The following is a 12,814-nucleotide window of genomic DNA, read 5'->3' as shown; positions in this document are numbered from 1 at the left end:
ACAACTGACGTAACAGGCGATATCACTCTACCAGAAGGCGTAGAAATGGTAATGCCAGGTGACAACGTTCAAATGACTGTTGAGCTAATCGCTCCAATCGCAATGGACGAAGGTCTACGTTTCGCAATCCGCGAAGGTGGCCGTACAGTTGGTGCTGGTGTTGTAGCTAAAATCTTTGCATAAGATTTGACGAACCACTAGTAAAAAGGGCATCATTTGATGCCCTTTTTCTGCGCTAAAAAAAGAGTTGGATGTTTTGACATCGATTTTTGCTCTTAGCAAAGAATTAAACGGTCTTTTTGACTAAAATGACTGTTAGATGTGTTGTTTTGCAACGCAAAGGAATGTGCCCTGCAACAGCGGGGTTATTGTCGTCTATATTTAAGACTTATCACAGGTTGGTTTTATGAAAGCAAACGCTGAAACTCCTGATAGCTCAGGTGCAGCAGATACAATGAAGTGGATTGTCGCTTTTGTTCTGTTGGCTGCTGCTGTTGTGGGTAATTACCTGTATGGTGAATTGTCTGTTGTAATTCGCGCTGCAGGTGTAGTTGTGCTGATTGCTGCCGCACTAGGCGTTGCAGCAACAACAACTAAAGGTAAAGCTGCGATCGATTTTGCAAAAGAATCTCGTATGGAGATTCGTAAAGTTGTTTGGCCTACTCGCCAAGAAACTATGCAAACTACATTGATCGTTTTAGCTGTATGTATTGTTATGTCTCTAGTGCTTTGGGGAATTGACGGCATTATGGTCCGTCTAGTTTCTCTAGCAACTGGGGTGTAGAGGGTTCTGATTCATGAGTGAAGCTCCAAAAAAACGTTGGTATGTAGTTCAAGCCTTTTCTGGCTTTGAAGGTCGTGTTGCACAGTCGCTACGCGAGCATATTAAAATGCACAACATGGAAGAACTATTTGGCGATGTGCTAGTACCTACTGAAGAAGTAGTGGAAATGCGTGCAGGCCAACGCCGTAAAAGTGAACGTAAATTCTTCCCTGGCTACGTATTAGTTCAAATGATCATGAATGATGAATCATGGCACTTAGTACGCAGCATTCCGCGTGTTATGGGCTTCATTGGTGGTACCTCTGATCGTCCTGCACCAATCACTGATAAAGAAGCTGATGCTATCTTGAACCGTCTAGAGAAAGCGAGCGAGTCTCCACGTCCTAAGACAATGTTCGAAGCGGGTGAAGTGGTTCGTGTGAACGATGGTCCATTTGCTGACTTCAACGGTACTGTTGAAGAAGTAGATTACGAGAAAAGCCGCATTAAGGTATCTGTATCGATCTTTGGTCGTGCAACACCGGTTGAGCTTGAATTTGGTCAGGTTGAAAAACTGGACTAAAACTCTAAGTTTTGAACAAGCTGTGGATAAATAGTTCATAAGCTGTTTAAAATTAAAGAGTATAAAAAATCACCTTTTTAGGGTTGTTAAAGGCGCGAATTATGATTATAATTTCGCGCCTTTTTGCTTCTGTGGAAGTGAAAAAGAGTTAATTGAATTTATGGGGAGCTCGCCTTGCGGCTAGCGCATGTACCCAAAATATTAGGAAATATCATGGCTAAGAAAGTTGAAGCTTATATCAAACTGCAAGTTGCAGCTGGTATGGCAAACCCAAGTCCACCGGTTGGTCCTGCTCTAGGTCAACACGGCGTGAACATCATGGAATTCTGTAAAGCGTTCAACGCAAAAACAGAATCTGTTGAGAAAGGTCTACCTACTCCAGTAGTTATTACTGTTTACAACGACCGTTCTTTCACGTTCGTAACTAAGACTCCACCTGCTGCTGTTCTTCTTAAGAAAGCTGCTGGCGTTAAGTCTGGTTCAGGTCGTCCAAACACTGAGAAAGTTGGTACTGTTACTGACGCTCAAGTTCAGGAAATCGCAGAAACTAAAGCTGCTGATATGACTGGTGCTGACATCGAAGCAATGAAACGTTCTATTGCTGGTACTGCTCGTTCAATGGGCCTAGTGGTAGAGGGATAAGATCATGGCTAAACTTACTAAGCGTATGCGCGTAATCCGCGACAAAGTTGACTCAACTAAAGAATACGAAATCAGCGAAGCTGTTGCTCTTCTTAAAGAACTAGCGACTGCTAAATTCGTTGAGTCTGTAGATGTTGCTGTTAACCTAGGCATCGATGCTCGTAAATCTGACCAAAACGTTCGTGGCGCAACAGTGCTACCTCACGGTACTGGCCGTGACATCCGCGTTGCTGTTTTCACTCAAGGTGCAAACGCAGAAGCTGCTAAAGCTGCTGGCGCAGATATTGTTGGTATGGAAGATCTTGCTGAGCAAGTGAAAAAAGGCGAAATGAACTTCGACGTAGTTGTTGCTTCTCCAGATGCAATGCGTGTTGTTGGTCAACTAGGTACAATCCTAGGTCCACGCGGTCTTATGCCAAACCCTAAAGTTGGTACTGTAACTCCTAACGTTGCTGAAGCGGTTAAGAACGCTAAAGCTGGTCAGGTTCGTTACCGTAACGACAAGAACGGCATCATCCACACTACTATCGGTAAAGCATCTTTCGAAGCTAGCCAGCTTCAAGAGAACCTAGAAGCTCTTCTAGTTGCTCTTAAGAAAGCTAAGCCTTCTTCAGCTAAGGGTTCTTACCTGAAGAAAGTAAGCATCTCTACTACGATGGGTGCTGGTGTTGCTGTTGATCAAGCTAGTCTTGACACTCAAGCAAACTAATTTGCTTAGGCGCAGATTTAGTGTATACTTCTGCGCCTAATATTTGTGGTTGGGTGGTTTTAAAGCAATTTGAAATCATCTATCCCAAGACCGTAGGCGCTGTCGATTTTCATTAGATTATTGATAGCTTAATAAAACCTACGTAGGCGATGTTGTGGTTTGAAATGAATTTATTCATTTTTAAATAACATCGTAAACGCTCATTACATTTTGTATTGAGTGCTGTAATCACAACCAGAGGTTAATCCAAATGGCTTTAAATCTTCAAGACAAAAAAGCAATTGTTGCTGAAGTCAACGAAGCTGCCAGTGGTGCACTTTCTGCAGTTGTAGCTGATTCTCGTGGCGTTGAAGTTGGCGCAATGACTTCTCTACGTAAACAAGCTCGCGAAGCGGGTGTTTACATGAAAGTTGTTCGTAACACACTAGCACGCCGTGCGGTTCAGGGTACAGACTACGAGTGTCTAGTAGACACTTTCACTGGTCCAACTCTGATCGCGTTCTCTAACGAGCACCCAGGTGCTGCAGCGCGTCTTTTCAAAGACTTCGCTAAAGAGAACAAAGATTTCGAGATCAAAGCTGCTGCATTTGAAGGCGCAGTTACTGATGCTGAAGTACTAGCGACACTACCAACTTACGACGAAGCTATCGCACGCCTAATGATGTGCATGAAAGAAGCTTCTGCTGGCAAGCTGGTTCGTACTATCGCTGCACTACGTGACCAAAAAGAAGAAGCAGCGGCTTAAGCCTTGCTTTTCACTGGTTGCAAATTAAACTTATTGTTGACTTAAAAGAGAATTGTTATGTCTATTACTAACGAGCAAATCCTAGACGCAGTTGCAGAAATGTCTGTAATGCAAGTTGTTGAGCTTATCGAAGCTATGGAAGAGAAATTCGGCGTTTCAGCTGCAGCTGCAGTTGTAGCTGGTGGCGCAGCTGGCGGCGACGCTGCTGCTGAGCAAACTGAATTCGACGTAATCCTAACTGCTGCTGGCGCTAACAAAGTACAAGTTATCAAAGCTGTACGTGGCGCAACTGGCCTAGGTCTTAAAGAAGCTAAAGGTCTTGTAGACTCAGCTCCTGCAGCGCTTAAAGAAGGCGTTGACAAAGCTGAAGCTGAAGCTCTTAAAGCACAGCTAGAAGAAGCTGGCGCTTCTGTTGAAATCAAGTAATTATTACTTAATTTCATAGCCGCAAGGCTAATGGCTGGTGGTTTATTAACCACCGGCCTTTTTGCGCTGTAGGGCTATGACGAAATTTCCGCTGTTTAACCGTCATAATCCGAGCAAAAAAACAGTCATTTTTTCGAAATGATTGTTCACTACCACTAAACAGCTGTTTGTCACCACCCCCTCTGAAGAGTGTTTTGGGTGGTTTGGGTCACTTATCAGCGAGCTGAGGAACCCCATGGTTTACTCTTATACCGAGAAAAAGCGCATCCGTAAGGATTTTGGTACTCGTCCACAAGTTTTGGACATTCCATACCTGTTATCGATCCAGCTTGATTCTTTCGACAAATTCATCGAACAGGATCCAGAAGGTCAATACGGTCTTGAAGCTGCTTTCCGTTCTGTATTTCCAATTCAGAGCTACAACGGCAATTCTGAGCTGCAATACGTTAGCTACCGTCTTGGTGAGCCAGTTTTTGACGTTAAAGAATGTCAAATCCGCGGTGTTACTTACTCAAAGCCACTACGCGTAAAACTACGTCTAGTTATCTTTGATCGAGATGCACCAGCAGGTACTGTAAAAGACATTAAAGAACAAGAAGTCTACATGGGCGAAATTCCGCTTATGACAGACAATGGTACTTTCGTAATTAATGGTACCGAGAGGGTTATCGTATCCCAGCTGCACCGAAGCCCAGGCGTGTTCTTCGACAGTGATAAGGGTAAGACCCACTCATCAGGTAAAGTTCTTTATAACGCACGTGTAATTCCTTACCGTGGCTCATGGTTAGACTTTGAGTTCGATCCTAAGGATAACTTATTCGTACGTATCGACCGTCGTCGTAAGCTACCAGCATCGATTATTCTTCGTGCACTTGGTAAATCGACTGAAGAGATCCTTGATCTGTTCTTCGACAAAGTGAACTTCGAAGTGAAAGACCAAACTCTTCTTATGGAGTTGGTTCCTGATCGTCTACGTGGTGAAACTGCGTCATTCGACATCGAAGCAAACGGTAAAACTTACGTTGAGACTGGTCGTCGTGTTACTGCTCGCCATATCCGTCAACTTGAAAAAGATGGCGTTGAGCACATCGAAGTACCAGTAGAGTACATCGTTGGTAAAGTTGCATCTAAAGATTACATCAACGAAGCAACTGGCGAGATCATCGTTGGCGCGAACCAAGAGATTAGCCTAGAAGCTCTTGCTAACCTGTCTCAAGCAGGCCACAAGGCTCTACAAACTCTGTTCACGAATGACCTAGATCACGGTCCATTCATGTCAGACACTCTACGTGCAGATAGCACAGTAGATCGCATCTCTGCATTGGTAGAAATCTACCGCATGATGCGTCCTGGCGAGCCACCAACGAAAGAAGCTGCAGAGTCTCTATTCGAAAGCCTATTCTTCTCTGAAGAACGTTACGACCTATCAACTGTAGGCCGTATGAAGTTCAACAGCTCTATCGAGCGTGAAGAAGAAGAAGAGCGCGGTACTCTGGATGAATCAGACATCATCGAAGTGATGAAGAAACTGATTGGTATCCGTAACGGTATTGGTGAAGTGGACGATATCGACCACCTTGGCAACCGTCGTATCCGTTCTGTAGGTGAAATGGCAGAAAACCAATTCCGTGTTGGTCTAGTTCGTGTAGAACGTGCCGTTAAAGAGCGCCTAAGCCTTGGTGACCTTGATGCAATCATGCCTCAAGATCTTATCAACGCTAAGCCGATCTCTGCTGCAGTTAAAGAATTCTTTGGCTCTTCACAGCTTTCACAGTTCATGGACCAAAACAACCCATTGTCAGAAGTTACGCACAAACGTCGTATCTCTGCTTTAGGTCCTGGTGGTCTTACTCGTGAGCGCGCAGGCTTCGAAGTACGTGACGTTCACGTAACTCACTACGGTCGTCTATGTCCGATCGAAACGCCTGAAGGTCCAAACATCGGTCTAATTAACTCACTATCTGCGTTTGCACGTTGTAACGATTACGGTTTCCTAGAAACTCCGTACCGTCGTGTAGTAGATGGTGTAGTAACAGAAGAAGTTGATTACCTGTCTGCAATCCAGGAAGGTCAATTCGTAATCGCGCAAGCAAACACCATTCTTACTGAAGAAGGTACGTTTGCAGATGAGCTAATCACAGCTCGTCAAAAAGGTGAATCTGGTCTTCACCCACGCGATCACGTTGACTACATGGACGTTGCGACAAACCAAGTAGTATCTATCGCTGCTTCGCTTATCCCGTTCCTAGAACACGATGATGCGAACCGTGCATTGATGGGTGCCAACATGCAACGTCAAGCTGTACCAACACTTAAGGCTGATAAGCCTCTAGTAGGTACTGGTATCGAACGTAACATCGCAGTTGACTCTGGTGTTACAGCGGTTGCTAAACGTGGTGGTCAAGTTCAGTCTGTAGACGCTTCTCGTATCGTAGTTAAGGTTAACGAAGATGAATTGGTACCTGGCGAAGCTGGTATCGATATCTACAACCTAACTAAGTACACGCGTTCGAACCAAAACACATGTATTAACCAACGTCCAACTGTACTTCCTGGTGAACCAGTTGCACGTGGCGATGTTCTTGCTGATGGTCCTTCAACAGACCTTGGTGAACTAGCTCTTGGCCAAAACATGCGTATCGCATTCATGCCTTGGAACGGTTACAACTTCGAAGACTCGATCTTAGTATCTGAGCGCGTAGTTCAAGAAGACCGTTTCACGACAATCCATATCCAAGAACTATCTTGTGTGGCTCGTGATACTAAGCTGGGTTCTGAAGAGATCACAGCTGATATTCCAAACGTAGGTGAGTCTGCTCTGTCTAAACTAGACGAGTCAGGTATCGTTTACATTGGTGCTGAAGTTAAGGGTGGCGACATCCTAGTTGGTAAAGTAACCCCTAAAGGTGAAACTCAACTGACTCCTGAAGAGAAGCTACTACGTGCTATCTTCGGTGAGAAAGCATCTGATGTTAAAGATACTTCTCTACGTGTACCAAACTCTGTTTCGGGTACTATCATCGATGTACAAGTCTTCACTCGCGATGGCGTAGAGAAAGACAAGCGTGCACTTGAAATCGAACAGATGCAGCTTAAAGAAGCTAAGAAAGACCTAACTGAAGAGTTCCAAATTCTTGAGGGTGGCCTTCTTAACCGTGTTAAAGCTGTACTTCTGTCTGGTGGTTACTCTGAAGCTAAGCTTGATACTATCGGTCGTAAGCAATGGCTAGAGCAAGTTCTAGAAGACGATGCGCTACAAACACAGCTTGAGCAACTTGCTGAGCAGTGGGATGAGCTAAAAGCAGACTTCGATAAGAAGTTTGAAACTAAGCGTCGTAAAATCACTCAAGGTGATGATCTAGCGCCTGGCGTTCTTAAGATTGTTAAAGTTTACCTAGCGGTTAAACGTCGTATCCAGCCTGGTGATAAGATGGCCGGTCGTCACGGTAACAAAGGTGTAATCTCTAAGATTAACCCTGTTGAAGACATGCCATACGATGAGAAAGGTCAGCCTGTAGACATCGTACTTAACCCGCTGGGTGTACCATCGCGTATGAACATCGGTCAGATCCTAGAAGTTCACTTAGGTTTGGCTGCGAAAGGTATCGGTGACAAGATCAACCAAATGGTTAAGGAACAACAAGAACTGCATAAGTTCCGTGAGTTCCTACAGAAGGTTTACGATCTTGGTGATACTCGTCAGAAAGTTGATATTGCTGAACTGTCTGATGATCAAGTTCGTACACTGATCAAGAACCTACGTGGCGGTCTACCGATTGCTACTCCTGTGTTCGACGGTGCTTCTGAGTCTCTAATCAAAGAACTACTTAAACTGGGTGATCTGCCAGAATCTGGTCAGCTTAAACTGTTTGATGGTCGTACTGGTGATTCGTTTGAGCGTCCTGTAACTGTTGGTTACATGTACATGCTGAAACTGAACCACTTGGTTGATGACAAGATGCATGCTCGTTCAACTGGTTCTTACAGCCTAGTAACTCAGCAACCACTTGGTGGTAAAGCTCAGTTCGGTGGTCAGCGTTTCGGTGAGATGGAAGTATGGGCACTAGAAGCATACGGTGCTGCATATACTCTACAAGAAATGCTAACAGTTAAGTCAGATGACGTTAACGGCCGTACTAAGATGTATAAGAACATCGTAGACGGTAACCATAGCATGGAACCTGGTATGCCTGAGTCGTTCAACGTACTGTTGAAAGAGATTCGCTCGCTAGGTATCAACATCGAGCTAGAAGACGAAGAGTAATCCCTCCTTCTTTTTAAAAGAAGATAGGATTATTTGGTAAAAGGGAGCTTGCTACAGCAGTGAGCTCCTTTAACTCCTTACAGGAGCTGAATGTGAAAGACTTATTAAACTTTCTAAAAGCACAGCATAAGACCGAAGAATTTGATGCAATCAAAATCGGTCTATCTTCACCAGACATGATCCGTTCATGGTCTTTTGGTGAAGTTAAAAAGCCGGAAACAATTAACTATCGTACGTTCAAACCTGAACGTGATGGTCTGTTCTGTGCACGTATTTTTGGTCCAGTTAAAGACTACGAATGTCTTTGTGGCAAATACAAGCGCCTGAAGCACCGTGGTGTTATCTGTGAGAAGTGTGGCGTTGAAGTTACACAAACTAAAGTTCGTCGTGACCGCATGGGCCACATCGAGCTAGCTTCACCAGTTGCTCACATCTGGTTCCTAAAATCACTGCCGTCTCGTATCGGTCTACTAATGGATATCCCTCTACGTGATATCGAACGTGTTCTTTACTTCGAGATGTACGTAGTAACTGAACCAGGTATGACTGATCTAGAAAAATCTCAGATGCTTACTGAAGAAGAGTATCTGGATCGTCTAGAAGAGTGGGGTGACGAATTTACTGCTAAGATGGGTGCTGAAGCGATCAAAGATCTGCTTGCAACAATGGACCTTCATCAAGAAGTGGAAGAAATGCGCGAAGAGTTAGAAACGACTAACTCAGAAACTAAGCGTAAAAAAGTTACTAAGCGCCTGAAGCTAGTTGAAGCGTTCATTGCATCGGGTAACGATCCGCAATGGATGATTCTGACTGTACTTCCGGTTCTGCCGCCAGATCTACGTCCTCTAGTACCACTAGATGGCGGTCGTTTTGCGACTTCAGATCTGAACGACCTTTACCGTCGTGTGATCAACCGTAACAACCGTTTGAAGCGCCTTCTAGAGCTAGCTGCTCCGGACATCATCGTACGTAACGAAAAGCGTATGCTGCAAGAGTCTGTTGATGCACTTCTAGATAACGGTCGTCGTGGTCGTGCTATCACTGGTTCTAACAAGCGTCCTCTGAAATCTCTTGCTGATATGATCAAGGGTAAACAAGGTCGTTTCCGTCAGAACCTTCTAGGTAAACGTGTAGACTACTCTGGCCGTTCTGTAATCACAGTAGGTCCATACCTTCGTCTACATCAGTGTGGTCTTCCTAAGAAGATGGCACTTGAGCTATTTAAGCCGTTCATCTACAGCAAGCTAGAAACTCGTGGCATGGCTACGACAATCAAAGCTGCTAAGAAGATGGTAGAGCGCGAAGAAGCTATCGTTTGGGATATCCTGGACGAAGTAATCCGCGAACACCCAGTACTGCTTAACCGTGCACCTACACTTCACCGTCTAGGTATCCAAGCGTTTGAACCAGTACTAATCGAAGGTAAAGCGATTCAGCTTCACCCACTAGTGTGTGCGGCATACAACGCCGACTTCGATGGTGACCAAATGGCGGTACACGTGCCTCTAACTCTAGAAGCACAGCTTGAAGCACGTACACTGATGATGTCGACGAATAACATTCTGTCGCCAGCGTCAGGTGATCCGATCATCGTACCTTCTCAGGACGTTGTATTGGGTCTTTACTACATGACACGTGACAAGATCAACGTGAAAGGCGAAGGTATGTACCTTGCTGGCCCTGCTGAGGCTGAAAAGGCATACCGTACTAAGACTGCTGAGCTACACGCTCGCGTTAAAGTACGTATCACCGAAACTGTAGTAGACGAAGATGGTAACAGCACTACTGAAACGAAGATGGTTGATACAACTGTCGGCCGTGCAATGCTATGGCAAATCGTTCCAGCTGGCCTACCGTACAGCATCGTTAACCAAAAGTTAGGTAAGAAGCAGATCTCTACTCTTCTTAACGAGTGTTACCGTAAGCTTGGTCTAAAAGATACAGTAGTATTTGCTGACCAAATCATGTACGCAGGTTTTGCATACGCTGCACTTTCTGGTGTTTCTGTAGGTATCGACGATATGGTTGTACCTCAAGCGAAATACGATGAAATTGAATCTGCTGAAGAAGAAGTTCGCGAAATCCAAGAGCAATTCCAATCTGGTCTTGTTACTGCGGGTGAGCGTTACAACAAAGTTATCGATATCTGGGCATCTACGAATGACCGCGTTGCGAAAGCAATGATGGATAACCTATCTTCTGAAACAGTTATCAACCGTGACGGCGAAGAAGAACAGCAAGAATCGTTCAACAGCATCTACATGATGGCCGACTCGGGCGCACGTGGTTCTGCAGCTCAGATTCGTCAGCTAGCAGGTATGCGTGGTCTGATGGCGCGTCCAGATGGTTCAATCATCGAAACGCCGATCACAGCGAACTTTAAAGAAGGTCTAAACGTCCTTCAGTACTTTATCTCAACGCACGGTGCTCGTAAGGGTCTTGCGGATACAGCACTGAAAACAGCAAACTCGGGTTACCTAACTCGTCGTCTAGTAGACGTTGCTCAAGACGTTGTAGTACACGAACATGACTGTGGCACGCATGAAGGTATCGACATGATGCCTCACATCGAAGGTGGTGACGTTAAAGTTGCACTTTCTGAGCTTGCTCTAGGTCGTGTAGTAGCTGAAGACGTTCTTAAGCCTGGTACTGAAGATGTACTGATTCCACGTAATACTCTGATTGATGAGAAGTGGTGTCAAATCATGGAAGACAACTCAGTAGATAGCATGAAAGTGCGCTCTGTTGTTACCTGTGATGCAGACTTCGGTTGTTGTGCACAGTGTTACGGTCGTGACCTAGCACGTGGTCACCTAGTGAACCAAGGTGAAGCAGTTGGTGTTATCGCTGCACAATCTATCGGTGAACCGGGTACACAGCTAACGATGCGTACGTTCCACATCGGTGGTGCGGCATCTACTGCAGCAGCAGAGAACAGCATCCAAGCTAAGACAACTGGTACTGTGAAACTTCACAATGCTAAGTTCGTAGTTAACAAAGATAAGAAACTGGTTATCACTTCTCGTGCATCTGAGATGACGATTATTGATGAATTCGGCCGTACTAAAGAGAAGCACAAACTTCCTTACGGTTCGATGCTAACCAAAGGCGACAACGCAGCAGTTACTGCTGGTGAAGTTGTAGCTAACTGGGAAGCGCATACCATGCCAATCATCACTGAAGTGGCAGGTCGTATCCAATTCGTAGATATGATCGATGGTATTACAGTTTCTCGTCAAACTGACGATCTAACGGGTCTTTCTTCAAGTGAAGTTACAGACGCAGCAGCTCGCCCAGCAGCAGGTAAAGATATGCGTCCAGCTATCAAACTTGTTGATGAGCAAGGTAACGACGTAATGATCCCTGGTACTGATATGCCAGCTCACTACTTCCTACCTGGCAAAGCGATTGTAAACATCGAAGATGGCGCTGAAGTTGGCATCGGTGACACACTATCTCGTATCCCTCAAAAATCGAGCGGAAACAAAGATATCACCGGTGGTCTACCACGCGTAGCTGACCTATTCGAAGCTCGTAAGCCTAAAGAGCCTGCGATCCTTGCTGAGCACACAGGTACTGTGTCTTTCGGTAAAGAAACGAAAGGTAAGCGTCGTCTAGTAATCACTCGTGAAGGCGGTGACGCTTACGAAGAGATGATTCCTAAGCATCGTCAATTGAACGTGTTCGAAGGTGAGAAGATTGAACGTGGTGATGTAATCGCCGACGGTCCTGAAACTCCACACGATATCCTGCGTCTACGTGGTATCCACGCAGTAACTCAGTACATCGCGAACGAAGTTCAAGAAGTTTACCGCTTACAAGGCGTAAAGATTAACGATAAGCACATCGAGACTATCGTTCGTCAAATGCTACGTAAGTGTACAATCACTCATTCTGGTGACTCTCCGTTCCTACCTGGCGAACAAGTTGAGTACCACAATGTTAAGATTGCTAACCGTAAGCTAGAAGCTGAAGGTAAAGAACTAGTACGTTTCGAACGTGATCTACTAGGTATTACTAAAGCATCTCTTGCAACTGAGTCATTCATCTCAGCTGCATCGTTCCAAGAAACGACTCGCGTACTAACAGAAGCTGCGGTTTCTGGTAAGCGTGATGACCTTCGCGGTCTGAAAGAGAACGTAATTGTTGGTCGTCTGATCCCAGCTGGTACTGGTTTCGCATACCACCAAGAGCGTCAAAAACAACGTGAAGAAGAGCAAGAAGGTCCTTCAGCTGAACAAGCTACTGACAATCTAGCAGCACTTCTAAACGCTGGTTTCTCTTCAGAAGAGTAAGCTCTACGAGTAGTCTCTAAGAGATAAGAAAAAGGCACCTTCGGGTGCCTTTTTTGTATCTGGCGTATTGGTATTTAGCTATGACTTATAAAGTGATAGGTGTGCTTATCTAGCGTAAGCGTGCCATGAACACCGCATTCTAATCCTTCAGCACGAAGAATAAGATCAACTCTCCAACCCAAAGGAGAGTTGAAATGGCAAAACGACGCACCAACCTAGAATGGCAATCACTGTTTGAACAATATGAAAGTAGCAGTGTTACCCAACGCGCTTTTTGTGAAGAGCATGGACTGAGTTTATCCACGTTCTTCGCCAAACGGCGTCAACTCCAAACAGCAAACCAATCGGAATCTGTCGGATTTGTTAGAGCCGAAATCGTTGAAAAGA

At 45.1% G+C, this 12,814-nt stretch carries 9 protein-coding genes and 1 pseudogene; all 10 read left to right on the top strand.

All coding sequences use genetic code 11. The features are described from left to right. Positions 1-183, top strand: a pseudogene (gene tuf, locus AB4585_RS17295) (elongation factor Tu); the annotation flags it as partial. Positions 184-406: 223 nt separating this feature from the next. Beyond that, positions 407-784, top strand: coding sequence for a preprotein translocase subunit SecE (secE, locus tag AB4585_RS17290; protein ID WP_010435558.1), 378 nt, complete (start codon positions 407-409; stop codon positions 782-784). Between the two features lie 13 nt (positions 785-797). Next, positions 798-1,346 carry a transcription termination/antitermination protein NusG gene (gene nusG / locus AB4585_RS17285; RefSeq protein WP_010435556.1) on the top strand — a complete coding sequence of 183 codons (549 nt, stop codon included), beginning with the start codon at positions 798-800 and terminating at the stop codon, positions 1,344-1,346. Positions 1,347-1,559: 213 nt separating this feature from the next. Further along, on the top strand, positions 1,560-1,988 hold the full coding sequence (rplK, locus tag AB4585_RS17280; protein ID WP_010435555.1) for a 50S ribosomal protein L11: 429 nt from the start codon (positions 1,560-1,562) through the stop codon (positions 1,986-1,988). Positions 1,989-1,992: 4 nt separating this feature from the next. Beyond that, positions 1,993-2,697: a 50S ribosomal protein L1 gene (gene rplA, locus AB4585_RS17275; RefSeq protein ID WP_017060523.1), complete on the top strand. Its 705-nt coding sequence runs from the start codon at positions 1,993-1,995 to the stop codon at positions 2,695-2,697. A gap of 250 nt (positions 2,698-2,947) precedes the next feature. Then, complete coding sequence (gene rplJ, locus AB4585_RS17270; RefSeq protein ID WP_017060524.1) at positions 2,948-3,442, top strand: 50S ribosomal protein L10; 495 nt, start codon at positions 2,948-2,950, stop codon at positions 3,440-3,442. Between the two features lie 57 nt (positions 3,443-3,499). Next, positions 3,500-3,868 carry a 50S ribosomal protein L7/L12 gene (gene rplL / locus AB4585_RS17265; protein ID WP_017060525.1) on the top strand — a complete coding sequence of 123 codons (369 nt, stop codon included), beginning with the start codon at positions 3,500-3,502 and terminating at the stop codon, positions 3,866-3,868. Positions 3,869-4,103: 235 nt separating this feature from the next. Continuing rightward, a complete protein-coding gene (rpoB, locus tag AB4585_RS17260) occupies positions 4,104-8,132 on the top strand; it encodes a DNA-directed RNA polymerase subunit beta (protein ID WP_017060526.1) in 4,029 nt (1,342 codons plus the stop codon). 92 nt (positions 8,133-8,224) lie between these two features. Continuing rightward, a complete protein-coding gene (gene rpoC / locus AB4585_RS17255; protein ID WP_017060527.1) occupies positions 8,225-12,427 on the top strand; it encodes a DNA-directed RNA polymerase subunit beta' in 4,203 nt (1,400 codons plus the stop codon). A 194-nt stretch (positions 12,428-12,621) separates the two neighbouring features. Next, positions 12,622-12,814: IS66 family insertion sequence element accessory protein TnpA (gene tnpA / locus AB4585_RS17250; protein WP_408063595.1), on the top strand; the 193-nt coding region annotated here is incomplete at its 3' end.

It is taken from the genome of Vibrio sp. 10N.222.49.C9 (genome assembly GCF_041474985.1).
Classification (GTDB): Bacteria; Pseudomonadota; Gammaproteobacteria; order Enterobacterales; family Vibrionaceae; genus Vibrio; species Vibrio crassostreae_C.
Note: the sequence above shows the minus strand (reverse complement) of the source record. Positions and strands in the feature narration are given on the sequence as shown.

Excerpts from the sequence above, each read along its gene's own strand:
- rpoB (WP_017060526.1), top strand. The coding sequence starts at position 4,104 with ATGGTTTACTCTTATACCGAGAAAAAGCGCATCCGTAAGGATTTTGGT.
- secE (WP_010435558.1), top strand. The coding sequence starts at position 407 with ATGAAAGCAAACGCTGAAACTCCTGATAGCTCAGGTGCAGCAGATACA.
- rplK (WP_010435555.1), top strand. The coding sequence starts at position 1,560 with ATGGCTAAGAAAGTTGAAGCTTATATCAAACTGCAAGTTGCAGCTGGT.
- rplJ (WP_017060524.1), top strand. The coding sequence starts at position 2,948 with ATGGCTTTAAATCTTCAAGACAAAAAAGCAATTGTTGCTGAAGTCAAC.
- rplA (WP_017060523.1), top strand. The coding sequence starts at position 1,993 with ATGGCTAAACTTACTAAGCGTATGCGCGTAATCCGCGACAAAGTTGAC.
- rplL (WP_017060525.1), top strand. The coding sequence starts at position 3,500 with ATGTCTATTACTAACGAGCAAATCCTAGACGCAGTTGCAGAAATGTCT.
- nusG (WP_010435556.1), top strand. The coding sequence starts at position 798 with ATGAGTGAAGCTCCAAAAAAACGTTGGTATGTAGTTCAAGCCTTTTCT.